This is a genomic window from Streptomyces sp. NPDC060366, from assembly GCF_042725135.1.
GTDB lineage: Bacteria > Actinomycetota > Actinomycetes > Streptomycetales > Streptomycetaceae > Streptomyces.
Genome location: NZ_JBHXDC010000001.1, coordinates 487,973 through 511,488 on the forward strand (window position 1 = coordinate 487,973; position 23,516 = coordinate 511,488).

Consider the following 23,516-nt stretch of genomic DNA (forward strand, 5'->3'; position numbering starts at 1 on the left):
ATCGACGGAAAGCCGCCGTCCCCCGTTGCCCGTGCGGCTCCATCCGCTACGAAGGTCATCCATGCCCCACAGCCAAACCTCCGCACCACGCGGCAGCGTCCGCCTCGCGCGCGGAGCATCGCCGTGGCTTCTGCCGACCGTCGCCACCGCAGCACTCAGCCTGGTCCGTGCGCGCCGATCGAAGCGCGCCGCCGCCTTCGCTGTGCCCGCCACCGCTCTCGCGGCAGGCATGCTGTGGTTCTTCCGCGACCCCGAGCGAGAGATCACACAGGGCCGGGTCATCTCACCGGCCGACGGAGTGGTGCAGAGCATCATGCCGTGGAAGGACGGGCGCACCCGCGTCGCGATCTTCATGAGCCCGCTGAACGTGCATGTGAACCGTGCCCCCCTCGCGGGCACGGTGACGTCCGTGGAGCACATCCCCGGCGGCTTCGTTCCCGCTTTCAACAAGGAGAGCGAGAACAACGAGCGCGTCGTCTGGCACTTCGACACCGAGCTCGGTGACATCGAGATGGTGCAGATCGCCGGCGCCGTCGCCCGACGGATCGTTCCGTACGTACCGCAGGGGACCAAACTGGAGCAAGGCGAGCGCATCGGCCTGATCCGTTTCGGCTCGCGCGTCGACATCTACCTTCCGGAAGGTGTCGAGGTAGCCGTCGAGGTCGGCCAGACGACGACCGCAGGGGTGACTCGAATTGACCGTGATTGATCCCGACACACCGGCCGGCTGGGTCGCCGAGGCCGAGGAGGAGGACGAAGCCGAAGACATGCCGCTTTCCATGCGGCTGTCGATAGCTGACACCCTCACTCTCGGCAACGCGACCTGCGGCTTCATGGCCGTCTACTTCACCACCACCGGCATCCTGATCCCGCACCTCACGGGCAGCGAAGAGACCGGCATGGCGCGGCACTCCGCGGCCACCGCCGTGATCCTCATGCTCTGCGCCGCGGTCTTCGACCTCTTCGACGGACTCGTGGCGCGCAAGCTCCGCAGCTCGCCGATGGGCGCGGAGCTGGACAACCTCTCCGACCTGATCAGCTTCGGTCTGGCGCCCGCGTACTTCGTGCTCGTGTACGGCATGGTCGCCGACGACGCGCATCAGCGGGTGTCGGCGCTGGCGGCGATCGTGGTGCTGTTGGCGGTGGTCCTGCGGCTCGCGAGATTCTCCTGTGTGACGCTGAAGGACGGCATGTTCCAGGGCATGCCGAGCCCCTTCGGCGCCCTGACGGTCGTCTCGATCGTGCTGCTGGAGCTCCCCTTCGTACCGACGCTGCTCGCCATCATCGGCGTGGCGTGGCTGATGGTGAGCCGGGTCGAGTATCCGAAGCCGCGGGGTGTCCTCGCGGTGGCGATGCTCAGCTGGATCGTGGCCGCGATGGGGCTCCTGGCGGCCTGGGCGTTCGACGCGCCGGGTGGCCAGCTCCTGCTCCAGACGGGCTGTGCGCTCCAGGTGGTGACGGGCGCGGTGATCCCGCTCTTCGCCACGGCACGACGGGTGAACACGTTCAGGGACAACCGCCGCGAGGCGCGTGCCGCGCAGCTTCCGTAGCGGCGGGCAATGGCACAGGGAAGGGCCCGGACGCTTCAGGCGTCCGGGCCCTTCCCTGTGCCGGATGACCGGTTACCCGCCGAAGGTGAACGACTCCGCGGGCTTCGCGACCTGCGCCTCCTGGACGACCTTCAGACCACCGGGCACCTTCGAGTCCGGCTTCATGATCACGGACTGCCGGGTGGAGGGCGCCGCCGGGTCCGAGAAGTCGTGCGTGATCCCGAAACCGGTGGAGAACGCGTCGAGCCCGAGGAGCGCCTTGTCGATGCCCGCCCTGGTGAGGTCCTTCTTCTCGCACGCCGTCTTCAGCAGCTCGCCGTAGAGCGTCGCGGCCGTGTAACCGGAGACGACGCCGTTGTCGAGGCCGTCGTCCGGGTAGGCCGCCGCGTACTCGGTGGCGAGCTTCTTCGGCGCCGGCTCGTCGGAGCCGATGGGCAGGGTGGAGGAGGCGATGTAGTAGTCCTTCATCAGCGCCGGGCCCGCCGCCGTGGCGAGGAGCTGCGGCGCGAACGCCGAGTTGTTGCCGACGACCGGCACATTGAATCCGCCGGCCGCGGCCACACCCACCAATGAGGCCGCCTGGCGCGGTCCGGCGCTGATCACGATCGCCTTGACACCGGCCTTCTTGAGCGCGGCGACCTGCGCGGACATGTCGTTGTCGGTCGGCTTGATCTTCTGCTCGACGACGGTGAGACCCGCCTGTTCGGCCGCGTACTCGGAGCCGACGAGCGCGTTCTCGCCGTAGTCGCCCTCGAAGTAGACATGACCGATCTTGTCGCCCTTGGTGATGCGCTTCTGGGTGAGGAGGTAGTCGATGGCGTTGATGGTCTCGATGTCGTACGTGGCGCCGACGACCCGTACGTACGGGCTGCCGAGCAGATTGGCCGACCAGGCCTGCGGCAGTACGAGGCCCTTGTCCTGCCCGTCGATCCGCTTCTCGACGGCGGCGACGAACGGCGAGCCGATGAACTGGGCGAAGCCGAGCACGTCCGGCTCCAGCTCCGTGTAGGCGGCGACGGCCTTCTGCGGGTCGTAGCCGTGGTCGCGCACCGTCAGCTCGATCGTGCGGCCGCAGATACCGCCCGCCTTGTTCGTCTGGTCCGCCCACAGCTGCTGGGCCTGGGTGACGCTCTTGCCGAGCGAGGCGTAGACACCGGTCATGTCGGTGAGCACACCGAGCGAGATCGTCTTGTCGCTGACGCCCTCCCCGGTCTTCACTCCTCCGGCGCCCCCGCCGTCGGCCTTGTCGTCGCCCTCGGTGGCCTTGCCGCTGCACCCGGCGAGCGCGAGGGCGAGCACGACCAGCAGCGCCGCGCCGGCCCTCGGTGCGTTCGTGTGACGTGCGCGTCGCTTCATGTCTTCTCCCGTGAGAGCCGTCGAACCATCGGAACTGACAGGCGGGTGAGTCCGCCGGGCAGGAACAGGACCACCGCGACGATCGCGGCGCCGTACAGATAGCGGGACGCCTCGCCCGGTGTGACGCCGCCCGAGCCCGGGTCGGCGACCAGCGGGAGCGAGTCGCTGTAGTGGGTGAGGAGTTGTGGCAGCAGGGCGACGAAGGCCGCGCCGACGACCGCGCCGGCGACCGTGCCCAGACCGCCGATGACGATCATGGCGAGGTATTCGAGGGCGAGGATCATGCCGAAGTAGTCGGGCACGGTCCGCTGGAAGATCAGCGCGATCAGTACCCCGGCCAGCCCCGCGTACATGGAGGACAGGACGAACACGGCGGCCCGGTAGCGGGCGACCGGCACGCCCATCACGCCCGCGGCGATGCGGTGGTCTCGGATCGCGTTCATGGCCCGGCCGGGCCTGCCGCGCAGCACGCCGCGCGCGAAGAGCCCGCCGACGAGGAGGGCGAACAGGCCCGCGTACCAGAGCTTCTCCGACGCCCCGAAGGGGACGGCGGCGATCACGACCTCGGTGTCGTCGAAGGCGAAACCGAAGAGGGAGAGCACGGGGACGTCGCGGCCGTTGAACCCTCCGGTCAGACCTCCCGCGTTGAACAGGACGTGCTGCCCGATGAAGATCAGGGCCAGGGTCGCGATGCCCAGGTAGGCGCCGCGCAGCCGACCGGCGATGGGGCTGAAGATGCCGCCCGCCGCGCCCGCGAGGAGTACGGCCAGTACGACCGCGAGCCAGGTCGGCAGGCCGAGTCCGGTGAGCTGCCGGCCGTTCTCCTCGCCGCTCTCGCCCGCGAGGACGCAGTAGCCGTAGGCGCCGACGGCGAGGAAGAAGGAGTGGCCCATGGAGAGCTGTCCGGTGGCGCCGGTGAGGAGGTTGAGGCCGATGGCGCCGATGGCGGCGGCCATGGCGAAGAGTCCGGCCTGGAGCCAGAAACGGTCGAGGTAGAAGGGCAGGGCGAGGAGCAGGAGGGAACCGGCGAGCCAGGCGTAGGCGCGGGGGTGGCGGACGAGGGCGCGTGAGCGCGCCGTGACCGGTGCTTCCGTCGTGTCAGACACGGGCGAGCTCCTTCGTACCGAAGAGCCCCGCGGGCCGGACGAGCAGCACCACGACCATCACGAGATACGGCGCGAGGTCGCCGAAGCCGCGCCCGAGGAAGGTCAGATCGCTCTGGTATCCGGTGGCGAAGGACTCCGTGACGCCGACGATGAGTCCCCCGGCGAGCGCTCCGGTCGTGGAGTCGAGGCCGCCGAGTATCGCGGCGGGGAAGGCCTTGAGCGCGGCGAGGGAGGTGGCGCGTTCGAGGCCGGGGGTCGGGAAGACGGTGAGGAAGAGCGCGGCGACGGCGGCGAGCGAGCCCGCGACCGCCCAGGCGGAGAGCGAGACCCGGCCGAGGCGTACGCCCATGAGCGCGGCGGTCTGCGGGTTCTCCGCCGCCGCGCGCATCGCGACGCCCCAGGTGGTGTAGCGGAAGGCGAGCAGGAACGCGGTGATCAGCAGCGCCGCCGCGACGAAGGCCGCGACGCGGGTCTGGGCGATGGTGATGTCCCCGACGGTGAGGAGTTTGTCGCCCCAGGGGTCGCCGAGCGCCAGGACGTCGGTGCCGATGCGGCGGGTGAGTTCGGTGGTGAGGAGGATGTCGACGCCGATGGTGACTATGGCGAGGACGCTGTGGTCGGAGCCCCGGTAGCGGCGCATGACGGTGTACTCGACGGCCGATCCGACGACGGCGGCGCCCGCGATGCCGACGGCGAGCGCGGGCCAGAAGCCGATGTCGTCGTGGAGTACGGCGGTGACGTAGCCGCCCGCGAGGAGGAGCGAGGCGTGGGCGAAGTTGACCACTTCGGTGGCCTTGAAGATGACGACGAAGCCGAGGGCGATGAGGGCGTAGACGGAACCCATGGAGAGTCCGCCGAGGAGGAGTTCGACGAAGGTGGTCATGACGTGGCCTCCTCGTTGGCAGGGTTGTTCCCGGCGCTCTCGCCGAGGTAGGCGCGGACGACGGCCGGATCGCTCTGCACCTGGGCGGGCGTACCGCCGGCGATCCGGCGTCCGAAGTCGAGTACGGTCACGGCGTCGGCGAGCCGCATCACCACCCCCATGTCGTGTTCGACCAGCACGATCGAGATGCCGAGGCTGTCGCGTACGCCGGCCACGACGGCGGCCGTACGGCGCCGTTCGTCGGCGGTCATCCCGGCGACGGGTTCGTCCAGGAGCAGCACCGTGGGCTCCATGCACAGGGCGCGGCCCAGCTCGACGAGCTTCTGTTTGCCGTACGGGAGGGCTCCCGCCGGCCGGTCCAGATCGTCGGCCAGCCCCACGAACTCGGCGATCTCGCCGACCCTGGCCCGGTGTTCGCGGGCCTCGCGGGCGGCGGACGGCAGACGGAGCCCGGTGGCGAGGAAGCCGGCGCGGGTGAGGCGGTGGCGGCCGAGCAGCATGCTGTCGGCGACGGTCGCGTGCGGCGGGAGCGCGAGGTTCTGGAAGGTGCGGGCGACGCCGAGCGCGGCGATACGGTGCGGGGCGAGCCCGGTGAGTTCGGCCGTGCCGAGGCGGACGCTGCCGGAGGTGGCGCGGTAGACGCCGGACAGGACGTTGAAGCAGGTGGACTTGCCCGCCCCGTTGGGGCCGATGACGGCATGGACGCTGCCGGGTTCGACGGTGAAGGAGACGGCGTCGAGCGCGGTGAGTCCGGCGAACCGGACGGTGACGTCGGTGACGGTGAGGGCCGGGCTTTCGGCGGGGACGCCCCGGTGGCCGGAGGTGTGCCCGACCGTCCGTTCGGGATGTCCGGCCGATGTGCGGCCCGCCGGGGCGGCCGGCCTTTTCTCGGAGTCCGTCACGCGCTCCACCTCCGCAGCACCGGCGCGGAGTCCTGGGCCAGGCCCGCGTCCTCGGCGGCCGTCTCGTCGACGACTCCGAGATAGCGGCGGCGCACCTCGTCGGAGGAGGCCAGTTCGGCGGCGTCCCCTTCGAGCGTGACCTCGCCGACCTCCAGGACGTACGCGCGGGACGCCAGCCGCAGCGCCATGGCCGCGTTCTGCTCGACCAGCAGGACGGCCGTGCCCCTTGCGTTGATCTGCTGGATCGTCTCGCCGATCCGGGCGGCCATGAGGGGGGCGAGCCCGAGGGACGGTTCGTCCAGGAGGAGCAGCCGGGGGCGTGCCATCAGGCCACGGCCGAGTGCGAGCATCTGCTGTTCGCCGCCGGAGAGCAGTCCGGCGCGCTGGCCCGCGCGGTCCGCGAGCACGGGAAACAGTTCGTGCACCTCGGCGAGGGACGCCGCGTACCGCTTGCGGCCACCTGATGCGCCGAGTGCGCCGGCCCGGAGGTTGTCGGCGACCGTCATTCGGGCGAACACCTGCCGCCCTTCCGGGACTTGGACGACACCGGCCGCGACGACACCGGCGGCGCTCAGCCCGCCGAGGGGCCGGCCGTCGAAGTGGACGGTGCCGCCGCCCGCCGTGCCCCGGTGGAAGCCGAGGGTGCGGGAAATGGCTCTCAGCAACGTGGACTTGCCCGCGCCGTTGCCGCCGAGCACCGCGGTGATCCCGCCGGACGGTACGTCGAGAGACACCTCGTGCAGGGCGCGTACCGGGCCGTAACCGACGGACAGGGCACGCACTTCGAGCGCGGCCATGCATTCTCCTCTGCGTTGCGCCGGGCGTTCTTCGGATGTCGTCGGACTCGGCTGATTCGGATGTCCTGACATGCCGTGGAGGCACACCTCAGCACCGGGCCGGGGCACCGTCCACGGCGTGGAGCCGAATCGCTGCCGATGACCAGCGGTGCGGCGGCCGGATTGTGCACGCGCACAAGGGCTGTCGCACCGCGCCTCCCGGTGGCATCCTCACCAGCCATGGGTGGCCGCAGAGCGCGCACTGATCGTGAGTGGTCGGTCCTGGTGACCGCGTCCCGGGTACTGCTGGAGCGCGTACCGGCGCTGACCGACCAGTTGATGGACGAACTCACGCTCCACTCAGCGCAGTTCGACGCGGCCGTGCCGCGCGACGAGCACTGGCGGCAGATCAACGAGGCGATGCGGTACGGGATCGAGGCGATCGCGGCCCCGCGTACGGCGCCGCGCCGCGATCTGACGTACGCGGAACAGCTGGGCCGGCAGCGGGCGGAGCAGGGTCTGGCGCTCGATCTGCTCCTGCACGCGTACCGGCACGCCGGCTATCTGGTGTGGGACGAACTGCTGCGGATCGTCGGCGAGGAGGACCCCGACGACTTACCGATGCTCCTGCACACGGCGTCCCACATGTGGGCGGGCGTCGACCGGCAGGCGACGACGGTCGCGGAGGCGTACCGCAGCACGGAGCAGTCGATGCGACGGCGCAGCGACGAGCGGGTGCAGGCCCTGCTCGACGCGCTGCTGGAGGGCCGCTCGACGCCGGGCCTCGCGGCGCGAGCGGCGGCCGGTCTCGACCTGCCGGAGCAGGGGCGTTACGCGGTGGTGGTCCTCCGGGTGGAGCGACGGGACGGGCGGGAGCCGTTCCGGCGTCTGGCCGTGGCGGAGGGGATGCGCTTCTTCTGGCGGATGCGGACGGACTGCGAGATCGCGGTCGTCGCGTTGGACGGCGAGGCGGGTCTCGCGGAGCTGACGGCGGAGCTGGTGCGGCCCTGCCAGGGGCCGGGCGGTATCAGCCCGGTCGTGGACAGCCTGTCGGGCCTGGGCCAGGCGCGCCGGCTGGCCGAGACGGCGCTGCGTACGCTCCCGCCGGACTCGCAGAGCATCGTCCGGCTGGACGAACGCCTCCCGACTGCGCTGGTGGTCAGCCAGCCGGAACTGGCGGCGCGTCTGATCGCCGACGTGTTCGGCCCGCTGCTCGACCTGGACCCGGCGGACCGGGCGGTGCTGCTGGAGACGCTGGACGCGTGGCTGGAGTACGGGGGTTCGGCGGGCCGCGCGGCGACGCGTCTGTACTGCCACCGCAACACGGTCTTCAACCGCCTGCGCCGCCTGGAACAACTGACATCGCGCTCCCTGTCCCGCCCCCGGGACCTGATCGAAATGACCCTGGCCCTCGACGCGTTCCGCCTGACGCCGGGGTGAGGGTGGCTGGTTGGTTGTGTCCTCAATCGCCGGACGGGCTTGATTCGCCCCTGCCCGGCGGTAACCCCAACCCCGTTGCGGCGGGCCGCATGCCAAGCCCGTCCGGCGATCGAGGACACCTCTGCGTGGCGGGGCAATCTCAAGCCCGTCCGGCGATTGAGGACGAGCCCGACCCGCGCGGCGGGCACTTTCGAGCCGTCCGCGATCGAGGACAAACCCGGTGCGGCGAGCCGCATTTCGAGCCCGTCCGGCGATCGACGACAACCTCACGTGTCGGGGCAATCTTCAGCCCGTCCGGCGATTGAGGACGAGCCCGGCCTGCGGGCGGGCGACCCCGGTGACGAGCCCCCCCACGGCGGACGGGCCCGCAGCGTCACGTCAGGAAGTCGCGGGCGATACCCGTCGACATGCGTTCCAGCAGCGGCCCCGCCTCCGCCATGCAGCGCGCCGGGTCCGGCTCCAGGTCCGTCAGGGCGTACGCGCGGCGGATCCCCGCGCGGCCGAGCGCCTCCGCGGGCAGCGCCAGACGGCCGCAGACCGCGATCACCTCGATGCCCCGCGCGCGGGCCGCCGCCGCCACGCCCGCCGGGGCCTTGCCGTGCAGCGTCTGTTCGTCCAGGGACCCCTCGCCGGTGATGACGAGCGTCGCGCGGGACAGCGCGGGGCCGAAGCCCAGCACGTCGAGCATGACCTCGATACCGGGCCGGAAGCTCGCGGCGAGCCCGACGAGGGCGCCGTAGCCGATACCGCCCGCGGCGCCGGCACCGGGCGAGAGCGCGTGCTCGGCCGCCCCGGCCCCGACGGTCTTCTCCAGGACGCGCGCGTAGTGCGCGAGAGCCGCGTCGAGCGCGTCGACGTCCTCGGGGGAGGCGCCCTTCTGCGGGCCGTAGATCGCCGCCGCGCCCTTCGGCCCGGTCAGCGGGTTGTCGACGTCGCTGGCGAGGACGATGTCCGTGTCGGCGATACGGGGATCGAGCCCGGACAGATCCACCGTCGCGAGATCGCGCAGCCCGCCGCCTCCCGGCCCCACCGGCTGCCCGCCGGCGTCCAGGAAGCGCCCGCCGAGCGCCGCCAGCATGCCCGCGCCGCCGTCCGTCGTGGCGCTGCCGCCGACGCCGAACACGATGGTGCGCGCGCCCGCGTCGAGCGCGGCGCGCAGCAGTTCGCCGGAGCCGTACGTACCGGCCGTGAGTGGTGCGAAGACGCCCTTCGGGAGGTGCTGGAGGCCCGACGCCTCGGCCATCTCCACGACTGCCGTGCCGTCGCGCAGCGCGTACGCCGCGGTCAGTTCCTCACCGAGCGGGCCGGTGACCCGTACCTCACGCCGTTCGAACCCCGCCGCCACGGCCGCGGCCACGGTGCCGTCACCGCCGTCCGCGACGGGCAGCGCCTCGACCGTCACCTCGGGGGCGACCAGGCGCAGCCCGGCCGTCACCCGCTCGGCGACCTCCACGGCGGTGAGCGAGCCCTTGAACTTGTCCGCCGCGACGAGCACGTGCGCGGCCTCGGTTACTGCTCCGTCCGTCACCTTGTCATCCTTTGCTTTCGAACAGGCAGTCGCGCCGCACCGACCCTATCCGGCCCCGCGGCTTCCTGCCCATGGGCACCGCACGCCGACGGAGCGCGAAAAGGCTGACAAACCTTCCATAGACATGAGTGCGGTCACAGCGCCCGAAGGGGGCCTCTGATCTAGGCTTTCCGCGTGACGACCTCTCGCGATGCCGACTACCTCACCTACATCGCCGGGCTCCCCCGCGTGCTCGCCGGTGCCGCCGTGCTCTTCCGGGACCGGGAGGGGCGGGTGCTGATCGTCGAGCCCGGCTACCGACCGGGCTGGGCGCTGCCCGGCGGGACCGTCGAGTCGGACGAGGGCGAGACGCCACGGCAGGCCGCGCGCCGCGAGACGCTCGAAGAGATCGGGCTGGACGTCGAGTTGGGGCGGCTGCTGGTGGTGGACTGGTCGCAGGCGCCGGACCGGCCGCCCATCGCCGCGTATCTGTACGACGGCGGCGTGCTGGACGAGGAGCGGCTCGGCGATATCCGGCTCCAGCACGAGGAGTTGCTCTCCTGGCGGCTGGTGGACCGCGCCAGGATCCCCGAGTTGATGATCGGCTCGCTCGGTGGCCGCGTCCTCGCGGGGCTCGACGTGCTCGAAGCCGGCACGGGCGCCGTGGAGTTGGAGAACGGCCTCCGGGTCGGGTGACCGGGGCGGGTCACCGACGCGCGCGGTGGTGACGGGTGCGGCACGAGCTGCTCTCATATGTCATGTACGCGCCGCACTACCGTCCGACCGCGGTTGACGTCGGTTCATATCGCGTTGGCTCGCCGTGCACGCGCGCCCTGCATGATCCAGAATCCCAGGCCCAGGACACCGGAGGGAACATGCGACGGCAGATTCGCGGCTGGCTGACAGCCGTGCTCACCACGGCGGTTGTGGCGGCGGGCGCGGTGACCGCGTCGGCGGAGACGACGGAAGCGGCGGACGCGGCGGACGCGGCCTTCACGCCGGCGACAGGCACCGGCCCCGGGCGCGGCGCACCCAAGCCTCCCAAACTCCCCAAGCCCCCCGAGCCCCTCAAGTTCCCCGAGCTCCCGGCGACCGTGGACGGCGGCGCCTGGAAGTCCGGTCATGTCCAGGGCATGGCCGTCGACCGCCGCAAGGGCTTCGTGTACTTCTCGTTCACCAACCTCCTCGTCAAGACCGACCTGACGGGCAAGCCGGTCGGCTCGGTCACCGGCTTCACCGGGCACCTCGGGGACCTGGACTTCAACACCAAGGACGGCAGGGTCTACGGCTCCCTGGAGTACAAGGCGGCGGAGGCCTTCTACATCGCTATCTTCGACGGTGACCGCATCACCGAGATGGACATGGACGCCCAGACGACCGATGTCGTCTCCACCGTCCATCTGAAGGAGGTCGTGGAGGACTACACGGCCGACATGGACGGCAACGGCGTCTTCGACGGCAACACCGCCAAGACCGCCGACCACCGCTACGGATGCAGCGGCATCGACGGCGTCGCGTTCGGCCCCGCCTTCGACGACAAGCCCCGCGAAGACGGGCTGGGCCCGGCGCGTACGCAGCTGCTCACCGTCGCGTACGGCGTCTACGCCAACACCACCCGGCAGGACAACGACAACCAGGTGCTGCTCCAGTACGACATCCGGCGGTGGAAGAAGTACGAGCGCCCGCTCACCGAGGCCGACCCGCACACCAGTGGCCCCGGATCGCCTGACGGCAAGTACTTCAGCTACACCGGCAACACCACCTACGGCGTCCAGAACCTCGACTACGACGCGCACACCGGCAACTGGCTGCTGGCCGCGTACAAGGGCACCAAGACGCAGTTCCCGAACTACTCGCTCTTCGTGCTCGACGGCTCGAAGCGCCCGGTCACGGGACCCGTCAGCGGCCAGCCGACACCGGAGCGCGGGCGGCTGCTGCCGCTCCTGGCGCGGGGGCTCCACCACCCGCCGTCCGGCATCCACGGCTGGGAGTCGACCGGTCAGTACGGGCTCGTGTCGCTCGACGACGGCCGCTACTACCTCGCCGAGGCCGGCACGGTCGTGGAGGACGGCGTCACCAAGCAGACGGGCAAGGCCGTTATGAACCACTGGACCGGCAGCACCCCCACCCCCTTCTCCCCGGTCGCCACTGTCCTCTCCGACAGCGTCACCGAGCCGTCCGACTACGCCGGCCACGCGCCCCACCCGGGTCACCTCGACAACCTCCGCTAGCAGGCATCGGCCGTCGGACAGCAATCGGGTCGCCCGTCCCCGGCTCCGCCGCATACCCTCGCGGCATGACTCTCGTCGCGATTTTCAGCGGCGCCGGGATCTCCACGGACTCCGGCATTCCCGACTACCGCGGGCCCAACGGCGTGTGGCGGCGTGACCCCGCGGCCGAGAAGCTGGTGACGTACGACTCGTACATGAACGACCCGGAGATCCGCCGCCGCTCCTGGCGGATGCGCCGTGACAGCCCGACCTTCCGCGCCGAGCCGAACGTCGCGCACCGTGCCGTCGCCGAGCTCGACCGGGTGGGCGACGGCGCGGTCCGGGTGATCACGCAGAACGTCGACGGTCTCCACCAGCTCGCCGGGACCCCCGCCCGCAAGGTGCTCGAACTGCACGGCACGGCGCGGGCGGTGGTCTGCACAGGGTGCGGGGCACGGTCCTCCATGGAGGAGGCGCTGTCCCGCGTCGAGGCGGGCGAGGACGATCCGCCGTGCACCGTGTGCGGCGCCGTCCTCAAGTCGGCGACGGTGATGTTCGGCGAACGGCTCGACCCGCAGGTCCTCGGGCAGGCGGTGTCGATCACCAAGGCGTGCGATGTCTTCATCGCAGTGGGGTCGACCCTCCAGGTGCAGCCCGCCGCCTCACTGGCGGGGATCGCGGCCGAGCACGGCGCACGGCTCATCGTGATGAACGCCGAGCCGACGCCGTACGACGAGCAGGCCGACGAGATCATCCGCGAGCCGATCGGTACGGCCCTGCCCACGCTGCTGACGCGGTTCCACGCGAGCTGAAGGGGACGGCGGCGGGGACAGGAACGGGCGGGGCCGGCCGCCGGGTCAGAACAGCGTGCCCGCCGCGCCCGTCCCCGGCTCCGTACCCACGCGCCCCGCGCCCTCGAAGGCCAGCAGGCGCTGCTTGCGGTCCAGTCCGCCGCCGTATCCGGTGAGGCTGCCCGTCGAACCGATCACCCGGTGGCACGGCACGATGATGCCCACCGGGTTCTTGCCGTTGGCCAGTCCGACCGCGCGCGACGCCCCCGACTTGCCCAGGGCGTCGGCCAGTTGGCCGTACGACCGGGTCTCGCCGTACGGGATCGCCAGCAGTTGCTCCCAGACGCCGCGCTGGAACGGCGTTCCGTTCAGCCGCAGCGGCACGTCGAACTCGGTCCGCTCGCCCGCGAAGTACTCGTCGAGCTGGTCGATCACGATGCCGAACGGGCGCGCGTCCACCTCGCCGAACGTCTCCTGCGGCGGGCGGTGGCGCTGCTCGGTCATGTAGAGGGCGCTCAGCACCCCCTCGGTCGCCACGAGGGTCAGCGGCCCGTACGGGCTGTCGATCACGGTGTGTGATCTGGTCATGCGGTGAACTCCTTTATGCGGGAAGGATGTTGATGGCGTGGTCCTCGGTGGCCCAGAGGTACTGCACGGCGTACGCGCGCCAGGGCCGCCAGGCGGCGGCGCGCGCGGTGAGCGCGGCGGGTGTCGACGGCAGGCCCAGTGCCTGCGCGGACCGCCGGACACCGAGGTCGCCCGGCAGGAAGGCGTCCGGGTCGCCGAGCGCGCGCATCGCGATCACCTCGACGGTCCAGGGGCCGAAACCGGGGAGCGCGTGGAGCCGCGCCCTGGCCTCGTCCCAGTCGCTGTCCGTACCGAGCGGAAGCGTGCCGTCGGCCAGCGCGGCGAGCAGGGTCGTGAGCGTGGTGCGGCGGCTGCGCGGCAGCGCGAGGGATTCCGGGTCCAGCGCGGCCAGCGCGTCGGTCGTGGGGAAGAGATGGGTGAGACCGCCCTCGGGATCGTCCACGGGTGTGCCGTACGCCGTGACGAGACGGGCGGCGTGCGTGCGCGCGGCGGCGGTCGAGACCTGCTGGCCGAGCACCGCGCGTACGGCGAACTCGGCGGCGTCGACGGTGCCCGGCACCCGGCGGCCGGGCGCCTTGTCGACCAGCGGGGCCAGCAGCGGATCGGTGCGCAGCTGCTCGTCCACGGCAACCGGGTCGGCGTCCAGGTCGAGCATGCGGCGGCAGCGGCTGATGGCGACGGTGAGATCGCGCGGGTCGGTCAACGCGAGCCGGCAGCCGATGTGGTCGGGGCGCGGCGTGAGGGCCACGATGCCGTGTCCGTACGGAAGACGGAGCGTGCGCCGGTACGCGCCGTCCCGCCACTCCTCGACGCCCGGGACCGCCGTCGCCGCCAGGTGGCCGAAGAGGTTGTCGGGGGTCAGCGGTGCGCGGAAGGGCAGCCGCAGGCTGATCACGCCGGGTGTCCGGGGTCCGGGGGCGGCGGCGTCCGACCGCCGGGCGCCGCGTGCGCGCAGCTCGGTCGGGGCGAGCGCGAACACCTCGCGGACGGTGTCGTTGAAGGTGCGGATCGAGGAGAAGCCGGCGGCGAAGGCGACCTCGGCCATCGGCAGGGTGGTCGTCTCGATGAGCAGCCGCGCGGTCTGGGCCCGCTGGGCGCGGGCCAGGGCGAGCGGCCCGGCGCCGAGCTCGGCGAGCAGCTGCCGTTCGATCTGCCGCTGCGAGTAGCCGAGCCGCCCGGCGAGGCCCGTGACGCCTTCACGGTCGACGATCCCGTCATGGATGAGCCGCATGGCGCGGGCGACGGAGTCGGCGCGGGCGTTCCACTCGGGCGAGCCGGGGCTGGTGTCGGGCCGGCAGCGCTTGCAGGCGCGGAATCCGGCCTGCTGACAGGAGGCCGCGCTCGGGTGGAAGACCATGTTCTCGGCCTTGGGGGGCACGACCGGGCAGCTGGGACGGCAGTAGATACCGGTGGTCAGGACGGCCGTGAAGAACCATCCGTCGAATCGCGCGTCCTTGGACCGGACGGCACGCAAGCAGCGCTCGGTGTCGGTGTGCATGCGTCAAGCATCGGTCACACGGGGTTGGTGAGGCTGGCGGAAATCCGACATCAACCTCACGCTGCCAGGACTCGTGGCAGCCCCCGATCTGGATTGCACGGCCCGTGGGCCGCGCTTCGTCCTCAATCGCCGGACAGGCTGCATTTGCAGCCCGTCCGGCGATTGAGGACGAAGCAGCCACTCCGACGAGCAGCGAGGGCACCATGCCGCCGAGGGACCGGCATCATCGCGCAGGGCGTCTCGCACGGGCCGCGCCCGCCGAGCATCGGCTCGGGCTGCGGGCTGGGCGCCGACGCTGTCAGCCCGCCCGCAGCTTGCGCCACACCGCCTTCGCCGCGTTCTGGCCCGACATGCCGTGCACGCCCGGCCCCGGCGGGGTCGAGGACGAGCAGATGAAGACCGCCGGGTGCGGGGTGCTGTACGGCGACAGGGAGAGCTTGGGACGCACCAGCAGTCGCAGACCCGCTACGGAGCCGCTGGCGATGTCCCCGCCCACGTAGTTGGCGTTGCGGGCGGCCAGCTCCGGCGGGCCGGCGGTCGCGCGGGCCAGGACACGGTCCCGGAAGCCCGGCGCGAAACGCTCGATCTGCCGCTCTATCGCGTCGGTCAGGTCGCCGTCCCAGGCGTGCGGGACATGGCCGTACGCCCAGAAGACATGCTTGCCCTCGGGGGCGCGTGAGGGGTCCACCAGGCTGGGCTGGGCGGTGATCAGGAACGGCGTCGCCGGGGCGCTGCCGCCGTACGCCAGGTTCAGCGCGGTGCTGATCTCCCCCTTCGTGGGCCCCACCTGGACGGTGCCGGCCCGGCGCGCGGCCTCCGCCGTCCAGGGCACGGGCCCGTCCAGCGCGTAGTCGATCTTGAACACGGCGGGGCCGTACTTGTACGAGTCGTACACCCTGCCGAGGCCCGCGATACGGGCGAGCGCGGTCGGCGTGGTGTCGAAGACGTACGCGCGCGCCGGGGGCAGGTCGTCGAGCCTCTTGACCTCGAATCCGGTGTGGACCGTGCCGCCGAGGTCGCGCAGATAGTCGGCGAGCGCGTCCGAGATGGACTGGGAGCCGCCGCGCGGCAGCGGCCAGCCGTTCTCGTGCGCGGCGAGCGCGAACATCAGCCCGACCCCGCCGGTGGCGATCCCGCTCAACGGGGCGATGACATGGGCGACGAGACCGGCGAACAGGCCCTTGGCCTTCTCGTCCTTGAAGCGCCTCATCAGCACGTTCGCCGACGGGATCCCGGCGAGCCCGAAGCGCGCGAGCGTGAGGGTGTCGTGCGGCAGGCCCCTGGGGGGCAGCGCCATGAAGTCCCGTGCGAAGTCGTCCCACTTACCGAGGAAGGGGGCGAGGAGCCGGCGGTACGCACCCGCGTCGCGCGGCCCGAAGGAGGCGGCGGTCTCGGCGACGGAACGGGACAGCACGGCGGCCGTGCCGTCGTCCCAGGGGTGGGCCATGGGCAGCTCGGGGTGCAGCCACTCCAGGCCGAACCGCCCGAGGGGCATGTCGTTGAACGCGGGCGAGCCGACGCCCAGGGGGTGCACGGCGGAACACGGGTCGTGACGGAAGCCGGGCAGCGTCAGCTCCTCGGTCCTCGCTCCCCCGCCCACGGTGTCACAGGCCTCGAACACGGCGACGGAGAATCCACGCCGGGCCAGCTCGACCGCGGCGGTCAGCCCGTTGGGTCCCGCCCCCACGACGACGGCATCGAGCATCGACGGCACCTTCGGACTCCTTCGTCAGCCGATGGCAGAGGAACCAGGATATTCCTGGCCGCTGACAAGCCGTCGGCGGGGCGACGGATGCGGCCCGATCCACGGGCCACCAGGCCCGTCAGGCTCCCGGACCCGCTCCGGCCCCCGCCTCGGCCTCGGCCTCCGCCGGTGCGCCCGCCAGCAGACGCTCCCGCACCCGCCGCGCGGTCGTCGCGTCCCGCGCCGCCGTGAACGGCAGCGCGTTGCCTCCCGTGATCCGGAACGGCTCGCCCGTGAGCGTCGTCTGCGCGCCGCCCGCCTCCGTCACCAGCAGCAGGCCCGCCGCGTGGTCCCAGGCCAGCTCCCAGCTGAAGGCGACGGCGTCGAGCGCGCCGCGCGCGATGTCCAGATACTCCAGCCCCGCCGATCCGCACGGCCGCGCGGCGATGTCGTCGGCGCTCCGGACGCCCAGCAGCGCCCGCTTCTCCTCGGGCGTCGTGTAGTCCGGGTGGGACGTCGCGACGTCGAGCACCGCGTCGGGCGCGGGGGAGCCGCAGCGCAGCGGGACACCGTCCAGCAGGGCGCCCCGGCCCCGTACCGCGGTCGCCATCTCGTCCGTCGCGGGCGCGTACGTCCAGGAGGCCAGCACCTCACCGCCCAGGGCGAGCGCGACGAGCATGCAGAAACCGGGCTCGCCCCGGACGAACTGGCGGGTGCCGTCGACGGGGTCGACTATCCACACGGGCGCGTCGCCGCTCAGCGCCCCGTACACGGCCGGGTCGGCGTGCACCGCCTCCTCGCCGACCACCACCGAGCCGGGCAGCAGCGCCGTGAGGGCTGCGGTCAGGTGCTCCTCGGCGCCCCGGTCGGCACTCGTCACCAGGTCGTGCGGGCCGGACTTCTCGACGATCTCGTGGGCGGCGAGCTGCCGGTAGCGCGGCATGATCTCGGCGGCGGCGGCATCGCGCACCGCCGCCTCGACAGCGGAAAGGTCACCGTTCAGGAAGTCATCGATCATGCCTCAAGAGAACCACAGAGGGGTGACAACGCAGGTGGGAGCGGAGATGACGGCTCGATGGCCGCTGGGCGTCCGGCCACCACGTGGCGGCTACCGGCCCACCGCGTACCCCTGCATACCGCGCGGGTTGGCCGCGGCGGACAGCACTCCCGTCCGCGGGTCCCTGGCGACCGCGCAGAGCCGCCCCTCCGACCAGGGCTCGCCGACGGTGACGTCGTGGCCCCGGCCGCGCAGTCCTTCCACGACGGCCGCGTCCATGGCGGGCTCCACGGTGACGCTGCCCGGCCGCATCCCGCGCGGATAGAAGGAGCCGGGGAAGCTGTCGTTGTGCCAGTTGGGCGCGTCGATCGCGCCCTGGAGGTCGAGTCCGCCGCATACGCGCGGGCGCAGCGCGACGGCCAGGAAGAAGTGCAGCTGCCACTGATCCTGCTGGTCGCCACCGGGGGTGCCGAAGGCCAGGACGGGTGTGCCGTCACGCAGGGCGACGGAGGGTGTGAGCGTGGTGCGCGGCCTGCGACCCGGCATGAGGGAGTTGGGCAGCCCGTGCTCCAGCCAGGCCATCTGGAGGCGGGTGCCGAGCGGGAAGCCGAGTTCGGGCACGACGGGGTTGGACTGGAGCCAGCCGCCGCTCGGCGTCGCGGCGATCATGTTGCCCCAGCGGTCCACGACGTCGAGGTGGCAGGTGTCGCCGCGGGTCGCGCCGTTCCGGGCGACGGTCGGCTCGCCCGCGCCCGCCGCCGGTACGCCGAGGGCGTCGAAGTCGGCCTCTCCGGCGGCGACGGCGGTGGCGTGGGCGCTGAGGAGGGGCGTGCGTCCGTCGGGGCTGCCGGGCCGCAGTTCGTAGGAGGCCTTCTCCCCGATCAGGGCGCGACGTGCCGTGTTGTACGGCTCCGAGAGCAGCGTGCCGAGCGGTACGTCGGCGGCGTCGCCGTACCAGGCCTCGCGGTCGGCCATGGCCAGCTTGCAGCCCTCCGTAAGGAGGTGGACGTACTCCGCGGAGCCGTACGCCGGAAGCTCGGGCACGGGCGGCAGGAGGGCGAGCTGCTGGAGGAAGGCGGGCCCCTGGCTCCAGCCGGCGGCCTTGCAGAGGGTCCAGCCGTTCCAGTCGTACGTCGCGGGCGCCTCGTACGTCGCGGACCAGGCGGCCAGGTCGGCGGCCGTGAGGGTGCCGGTGTGGTGGGAGCCGCTGGTGTCGAGGGTGGGGCGGTCGGACTGGCGTATCAGCGCGTCGGCGATGAATCCCGTGCGCCAGAAGGAGCGCGCGGCCTCGATCTGCGCGACGCGGTCGTCGCCGCCCGCCTCCTCGGCCTCGGCCGTCAGCCGGCGCCAGGTGGCGGCCAGGGCGGGGTTGCGGAACAGCTCTCCGGGGGCGGGGGCCCGGCCGCCGGGCAGGTAGACGTCGGCCGACGAGGTCCACTCGGTCTCGAACAGCTCGCGGACGCTCTCCACGGTCTGGCCGACCCGCTCGACGGGCGCGTGGCCGTCCTCGGCGTAGCCGATGGCGTAACGCAGCACCTGCGCGAGGGATTTGGTGCCGTGGTCGCGCAGCAGCACCATCCACGCGTCGAACGCGCCGGGCACGGCCGCGGCGAGCGGTCCGGTGCCGGGGACGAGTTCGAGGCCGAGGGACCGGTAGTGCTCGACCGTGGCCCCGGCGGGCGCGGGTCCCTGGCCGCAGAGCACCCGGACCTCACCGCCGGCGGGGGCGAGGATGATCGGTACCTCGCCGCCCGGCCCGTTGAGGTGCGGCTCCACGACGTGCAGGACGAACCCGGCGGCCACGGCAGCGTCGTAGGCGTTTCCGCCGTCCTCCAGGACGGCCATCGCCGACTGGGAGGCGAGCCAGTGGGTGGAGGACACCATGCCGAAGGTGCCCTGGAGGGTGGGGCGGGTGGTGAACATACGGCTTCTCACCTCGTTGTTTCCTCGCGCCTGGCCGGACCGGTCGGCGCGCGGGACGGTTCCTGGGGAGAATCCGGGGAGGGGGCCCGAGCCCGGACCCTCCCCCTCCGTCCGCTCCTCCGGCAGGCTACTCGGCAAGGGTTCTCGGACCCGAGGCACCCAACGGCGGGGACCCGGCAGCGGATCAGGCCGCGGACCGGACGGCGGATCAGGCGGAAGTTCGGGCAGCGGATCAGGCGCTGGTCGTGGAACCGGGGCGCACGATCATCAGCACCACGACCACCGCCCAGAGCAGATTGAAGGCGCCGGTGAGCCCGGACAGCCGGGCGGCTGCGCGTGCCATGTCACCGCCCTCCCCCTTCTCCGACGCCTCGAGCATGCTCTCCTGGCCGGGCAAAATCGCCAGCGCGAGGATCGCGGCGGCGATCGCCGTCAGCACGATCGACACGATGAGCCAGGCGTCGGTGAGGACGCCGAGCTGCGCGCCGGTGGCGATCCCGAAGACCGGTACGGCGACCCCGACGATCGCGTACCCGGCGCAGATCCGGTGGAGCAGCGCCGCGGCGCCGGAGGAGCCGCCGCCCTCCCCTGTCCGGCGCGCGTAGCGCGGGAACATCGACGCCGCGACGGCGATCGGCCCGACCACCAGGATCGAGGCGAGGACATGGATGGACAGCAGCAGCTTGGTCACCGCGGGGCCCTTCGGAGAGCACTTGGATAAGTTGGCTGCCAATAGGTACCACGCCAATGCGTTCTATAGGTAGGCTGGCTACCCATGAAGACAGACGCGGTGCGTGGGCACCTGGACGGACTGTTGCTGGCCGTGCTCGAACCCGGCCCGCTGCACGGCTACGCGATCATCGCGGCGGTCCAGGAGCGGAGCGAGGGCGCGCTCCAGCTCCGTACGGGCACGATCTATCCGGCCCTGAACAGGCTTGAGCGGCTCGGACTGCTCGGCAGCAGTTGGGAGTCCGTCGGCGAACGGCGACGGCGCTGCTACCGGCTGACCGACGCCGGGCGCGGCAGTCTGGAGAGCGAACGGACGGCGTGGCGCGAGTTCACGACGGCGATCGGCTCGGTCCTGAACCCGGCCGCCACCGCCCCGGCGCCGAGGCCCGCGACATGAACGACATGAACGACGTGAGCACCACGTCCGACGACCCGGTCGCGGACCACGTCGCGACCCTGTCCGCCGCGCTGCATGGCCCGGTCCGGGCCAAGTCCCGGATGCTCCAGGAGATACGGGACGGACTCACCGACACGGTGGAGGCGCACACCCGCGACGGGCTGCCCCACGACGAGGCCGCCCGCCTGGCGGTGCGGGAGTTCGGCACCCCCGAGGAGCTGGTGCCCAGCTGCCAGCGGGAGTTGACCATCGCGCAGACCCGGCGGACCGCCCTGTCGGTCACCCTCACCGTCCCGTTCCTGATCGCCTGCTGGCATCTCATCTGGACCGCGGGGCAGGGCTGGCAGCTCCACCACACGGCGCAGCTCCTCGCCGTCCAGCTGGCGGCCGTCGCGGCCGTCGCCACGCTGCTCGCCGCGGCGGCGCTGGCCGCCACGGGCGCGCTGGCCCGCGGGCTGCGGACCCCTGAGCGGCTGCCGCTGGCGGTCGCCTGGGCAGGCACGGCGGCGGGTGTGGCGATGGTGGTCGCCACCCTCGCGCTGGCCGTGCTGTCACCGCTGGCCACGAACTGGCCGCTGGTCACCCTCGCGGCCATGGTCACCGCCCTCTCGCACGGCATGGTGGCCTCCTCGGCCCGCGCCTGCCGTCGCTGCGCGCGCCTGCCGGTGGCGTAGCGCGATACGGGCGGACGGGCGGGTGGATCACCGAGGACCGGTCCGGGATGATCCGCCCGCCCGTCCGCGTTGCAGCGCACAGACAACAAGAGGTGGAGGCGGAGCGGTGCACGGTGAGTACAAGGTGCCCGGCGGCAAGCTCGTCGTCGTGGATCTGGACGCGCGCGACGGCGTCCTGCGTGATGTCCGGGTCTCCGGGGACTTCTTCCTGGAGCCGGACGAGGCGATCCATGTCATCGACCGGGCGCTCGAAGGCGCGCCCGCCGATCTCGACGCGGCCTCTCTCGCCGCCCGTATCCAGACGGCGCTGCCGCCCGACACCCAGATGTACGGGCTGACGAGTGACGGCATCGGCATCGCGGTGCGGCGTGCGCTGGCCCACGCCACCGACTGGACCGACTACGACTGGCAGCTCATCCACATGGAGCCGCAGGCGCCCGCGCTCCACATGGCCCTGGACGAGGTCCTGACGCACGAGGTCGCGGCGGGGCGCCGCGCGCCGACGCTGAGGGTCTGGGAATGGGCCTCCCCCGCCGTGGTGATCGGCAGCTTCCAGTCGCTGCGCAACGAGGTCGACCCGCAGGCCGCCGAGCGGCACGGCGTGACGGTCGTACGGCGGATCTCGGGCGGCGGCGCCATGTTCATCGAGCCCGGCAACACCATCACGTACTCGCTGTCCGTCCCCGACGCCCTCGTACAGGGCCTGACGTTCGCCGACAGTTACGCGTATCTGGACGACTGGGTGCTCGGCGCGCTGGGCGACATGGGGGTCAAGGCCTGGTACCAGCCGCTCAACGACATCGCCACCGAGGCGGGCAAGATCGCGGGCGCCGCGCAGAAGCGGGTGGTGGGCGGCGGCGCCGTACTGCACCACGTGACGATGGCGTACGACATCGACGCGGCCAAGATGCTCGAAGTCCTGCGCATCGGCAAGGAGAAGCTCTCCGACAAGGGCACACGCAGCGCCGCGAAGCGGGTGGATCCGCTGCGCCGCCAGACGGGGCTGCCGCGCGAGGCGGTCATCGAGCGGATGATCGGATCCTTCCGGGGGCGGTACGGCCTGACGGAGGGCAAGGTCACCGACGAGGAGATGGCACGGGCGCAGGAGCTGGCCGAGACGAAGTTCGGCACGGCGCAGTGGACGACGCGGGTGCCGTAGGCACTGTCCGGCGGAGCCCACCTCCGGGCGCGGGGCCCCTCCCCCGGCCTCAGCCCCGCCGCTCGCGCGGTGCTACCAGCCCCGACTCGTAGGCGAACACGCTCGCGTATACCGGTCGGTCCGGTGCCCGGTCCTCGCCCCGTACCGCGTCACTGACGAGGACCTGGCGGCGTGGCTCATCCCGCCGCGTACCGATCACTGTCTGGTGCATCCGGTGGCGTTCGGCGCGATCTGCGCGGTGGAGCGGGTCGAGGCGGCGGTGACCGGCGACGTCACCGCCCCGGTCGAAAAGTCGGCGTAACGTCACCGAGCCGGCCGCCGCCCCGACAGGGGCTCAGTTGAGCGCCGGGATGATCTCGGAGCCGTACGTGTCGATCGTCGTCTCCTTCGCGTCGTGCATGTTGTAGACGGCGAACTGGTCGACGCCCAGGGCCTGTAGCGTCTTCAGCTTCTCGATGTGCGCCTCGGCCGGGCCGAGCAGGCAGAAGCGGTCCACGATGTCGTCGGGGACGAAGTCCGTGGACGGGTTCCCGGCGCGGCCGTGGTGGCTGTAGTCGTACCCCTCGCGCTGTTTGATGTACGTGGTGAGGGCGTCGGGCACCAGGTCGGAGTGCTCGCCGTAGCGGCTGACCAGATCGGCGACGTGGTTGCCGACCATGCCGCCGAACCACCGGCACTGGTCGCGCGCGTGCGCCAGGTCGTCGCCGACATAGGCGGGGGCGGCGACGCAGATGGTGACGGAGTCCGGGTCGCGTCCGGCGTCGGACGCGGCCGTACGGACAGCGTTGACCATGGTCTCGGTGAGATAGGGGTCGGCGAGCTGGAGGATGAAGCCGTCCGCCTTCGCGCCAGCCATGGCCAGGGCCTTCGGCCCGTACGCGGCCATCCACACCGGCAGCTTCCCGTCCCGCACCCAGGGCAGCCGGATCGGACTGCCGTCCACCAACGCCTCGCGCCCCTCCGCGAGTTCACGGATGACGTCGATGGCCTCGCCGAGCCGCGCGAGCGTGTTGGGCGCGCGGCCGGCGACCCGCATCGCGGAGTCGCCGCGGCCGATGCCGCACACGGTGCGGTTGCCGTACATCTCGTTGAGCGTGGCGAAGGTGGACGCGGTCACCTCCCAGGTGCGGGTGCCCGGGTTGGTGACCATCGGCCCGACGATCAGTTTGGTGGTGTGTTCGAGGATGCGGCTGTAGATGACGAACGGCTCCTGCCAGAGCACGGCGGAGTCGAAGGTCCAGCCGTACCGGAAGCCGTTGCGCTCGGCGCGCCGCATGAGGCCGACGACCGCCGACGCGGGCGGGTCGGTCTGGAGGACGAGTCCGAAGTCCATGGCGGGGCCACTC

At 72.0% G+C, this 23,516-nt stretch carries 22 protein-coding genes; 9 read left to right on the forward strand and 13 right to left on the reverse strand.

Translation table 11 applies throughout. From position 1 onward, the window contains the following. Positions 1-61: 61 nt before the first annotated feature. Both ACFWHU_RS01975 and pssA read left to right on the forward strand, forming a co-directional pair. Complete coding sequence (locus ACFWHU_RS01975; RefSeq protein ID WP_385802056.1) at positions 62-709, forward strand: phosphatidylserine decarboxylase; 648 nt, start codon at positions 62-64, stop codon at positions 707-709. Beyond that, positions 696-1,550, forward strand: a complete 855-nt coding sequence (gene pssA / locus ACFWHU_RS01980) for a CDP-diacylglycerol--serine O-phosphatidyltransferase (protein ID WP_385802054.1) — start codon at positions 696-698, stop codon at positions 1,548-1,550. Before ACFWHU_RS01975 ends, pssA begins: the two co-directional genes overlap by 14 nt. Before the next feature lie 72 nt (positions 1,551-1,622). Here pssA and ACFWHU_RS01985 read toward each other — a convergent pair whose 3' ends face one another. From ACFWHU_RS01985 to ACFWHU_RS02005, 5 genes are read right to left on the reverse strand one after another with little or no spacing between them, the layout of a single operon-like run. Next, complete coding sequence (locus tag ACFWHU_RS01985; RefSeq protein ID WP_385802052.1) at positions 1,623-2,906, reverse strand: ABC transporter substrate-binding protein; 1,284 nt, start codon at positions 2,904-2,906, stop codon at positions 1,623-1,625. Then, positions 2,903-4,012: a branched-chain amino acid ABC transporter permease gene (locus ACFWHU_RS01990; protein WP_385802050.1), complete on the reverse strand. Its 1,110-nt coding sequence runs from the start codon at positions 4,010-4,012 to the stop codon at positions 2,903-2,905. The genes ACFWHU_RS01985 and ACFWHU_RS01990 overlap by 4 nt, the downstream gene beginning before the upstream one ends. Beyond that, on the reverse strand, positions 4,005-4,895 hold the full coding sequence (locus ACFWHU_RS01995; RefSeq protein WP_385802048.1) for a branched-chain amino acid ABC transporter permease: 891 nt from the start codon (positions 4,893-4,895) through the stop codon (positions 4,005-4,007). The genes ACFWHU_RS01990 and ACFWHU_RS01995 overlap by 8 nt, the downstream gene beginning before the upstream one ends. Further along, positions 4,892-5,797 (reverse strand): ABC transporter ATP-binding protein, encoded by a 906-nt coding sequence (locus ACFWHU_RS02000; protein ID WP_387223248.1) that lies wholly within the window; start codon positions 5,795-5,797, stop codon positions 4,892-4,894. Before ACFWHU_RS02000 ends, ACFWHU_RS01995 begins: the two co-directional genes overlap by 4 nt. Beyond that, complete coding sequence (locus ACFWHU_RS02005; protein ID WP_385802044.1) at positions 5,794-6,594, reverse strand: ABC transporter ATP-binding protein; 801 nt, start codon at positions 6,592-6,594, stop codon at positions 5,794-5,796. Before ACFWHU_RS02005 ends, ACFWHU_RS02000 begins: the two co-directional genes overlap by 4 nt. Positions 6,595-6,813: 219 nt before the next feature. Here ACFWHU_RS02005 and ACFWHU_RS02010 point away from each other — a divergent pair, with 219 nt between their 5' ends. Beyond that, positions 6,814-8,013 (forward strand): PucR family transcriptional regulator, encoded by a 1,200-nt coding sequence (locus tag ACFWHU_RS02010; protein ID WP_387223252.1) that lies wholly within the window; start codon positions 6,814-6,816, stop codon positions 8,011-8,013. Between the two features lie 373 nt (positions 8,014-8,386). Here the strand turns inward: ACFWHU_RS02010 and ACFWHU_RS02015 are convergent, their stop codons facing one another. Beyond that, positions 8,387-9,541, reverse strand: coding sequence for a glycerate kinase (locus ACFWHU_RS02015; protein ID WP_385802040.1), 1,155 nt, complete (start codon positions 9,539-9,541; stop codon positions 8,387-8,389). Positions 9,542-9,715: 174 nt separating this feature from the next. On the opposite strand from ACFWHU_RS02015, the gene ACFWHU_RS02020 reads away from it, so the two are divergent. The 3 genes from ACFWHU_RS02020 to ACFWHU_RS02030 all read left to right on the forward strand — a co-directional run bounded on the left by ACFWHU_RS02020 (position 9,716) and on the right by ACFWHU_RS02030 (position 12,542). Beyond that, positions 9,716-10,216, forward strand: a complete 501-nt coding sequence (locus ACFWHU_RS02020) for an NUDIX domain-containing protein (RefSeq protein WP_387223255.1) — start codon at positions 9,716-9,718, stop codon at positions 10,214-10,216. Between the two features lie 179 nt (positions 10,217-10,395). Further along, entirely contained in the window at positions 10,396-11,751 is a 1,356-nt protein-coding gene (locus ACFWHU_RS02025) for a hypothetical protein (RefSeq protein WP_387223258.1), read from the forward strand. 65 nt (positions 11,752-11,816) lie between these two features. After that, positions 11,817-12,542, forward strand: coding sequence for an NAD-dependent deacetylase (locus ACFWHU_RS02030; protein WP_387223261.1), 726 nt, complete (start codon positions 11,817-11,819; stop codon positions 12,540-12,542). Between the two features lie 45 nt (positions 12,543-12,587). On the opposite strand, the gene ACFWHU_RS02035 is transcribed toward ACFWHU_RS02030, so the two are convergent. The 6 genes from ACFWHU_RS02035 to ACFWHU_RS02060 form a co-directional block, all read right to left on the reverse strand. Further along, positions 12,588-13,109 (reverse strand): methylated-DNA--[protein]-cysteine S-methyltransferase, encoded by a 522-nt coding sequence (locus ACFWHU_RS02035; protein ID WP_385802032.1) that lies wholly within the window; start codon positions 13,107-13,109, stop codon positions 12,588-12,590. 13 nt (positions 13,110-13,122) lie between these two features. Continuing rightward, a complete protein-coding gene (locus ACFWHU_RS02040) occupies positions 13,123-14,607 on the reverse strand; it encodes an AlkA N-terminal domain-containing protein (protein ID WP_385802030.1) in 1,485 nt (494 codons plus the stop codon). A gap of 298 nt (positions 14,608-14,905) precedes the next feature. Continuing rightward, the gene (locus tag ACFWHU_RS02045; RefSeq protein WP_385799350.1) at positions 14,906-16,321 is read right to left on the reverse strand and encodes a phytoene desaturase family protein; all 1,416 of its coding nucleotides are present in this window, start codon (positions 16,319-16,321) and stop codon (positions 14,906-14,908) included. Positions 16,322-16,430: 109 nt separating this feature from the next. Then, positions 16,431-17,309: an inositol monophosphatase family protein gene (locus tag ACFWHU_RS02050; RefSeq protein ID WP_387223265.1), complete on the reverse strand. Its 879-nt coding sequence runs from the start codon at positions 17,307-17,309 to the stop codon at positions 16,431-16,433. 90 nt (positions 17,310-17,399) lie between these two features. Next, positions 17,400-19,211, reverse strand: a complete 1,812-nt coding sequence (locus tag ACFWHU_RS02055; RefSeq protein ID WP_387223268.1) for a gamma-glutamyltransferase family protein — start codon at positions 19,209-19,211, stop codon at positions 17,400-17,402. 232 nt (positions 19,212-19,443) lie between these two features. Beyond that, the gene (locus ACFWHU_RS02060; RefSeq protein ID WP_385799356.1) at positions 19,444-19,902 is read right to left on the reverse strand and encodes a DUF2269 family protein; all 459 of its coding nucleotides are present in this window, start codon (positions 19,900-19,902) and stop codon (positions 19,444-19,446) included. A gap of 84 nt (positions 19,903-19,986) precedes the next feature. On the opposite strand from ACFWHU_RS02060, the gene ACFWHU_RS02065 reads away from it, so the two are divergent. From ACFWHU_RS02065 to ACFWHU_RS02075, 3 genes are all read left to right on the forward strand, one after another. After that, a complete protein-coding gene (locus ACFWHU_RS02065) occupies positions 19,987-20,337 on the forward strand; it encodes a helix-turn-helix transcriptional regulator (RefSeq protein WP_359807211.1) in 351 nt (116 codons plus the stop codon). After that, on the forward strand, positions 20,334-21,011 hold the full coding sequence (locus ACFWHU_RS02070) for a permease prefix domain 1-containing protein (protein ID WP_387223272.1): 678 nt from the start codon (positions 20,334-20,336) through the stop codon (positions 21,009-21,011). The genes ACFWHU_RS02065 and ACFWHU_RS02070 overlap by 4 nt, the downstream gene beginning before the upstream one ends. A 106-nt stretch (positions 21,012-21,117) precedes the next feature. Next, a complete protein-coding gene (locus tag ACFWHU_RS02075; protein WP_387223274.1) occupies positions 21,118-22,170 on the forward strand; it encodes a biotin/lipoate A/B protein ligase family protein in 1,053 nt (350 codons plus the stop codon). A 334-nt stretch (positions 22,171-22,504) separates the two neighbouring features. Here the strand turns inward: ACFWHU_RS02075 and ACFWHU_RS02080 are convergent, their stop codons facing one another. Next, positions 22,505-23,503, reverse strand: coding sequence for a TIGR03842 family LLM class F420-dependent oxidoreductase (locus ACFWHU_RS02080; protein ID WP_387223276.1), 999 nt, complete (start codon positions 23,501-23,503; stop codon positions 22,505-22,507). Positions 23,504-23,516: the final 13 nt, after the last annotated feature.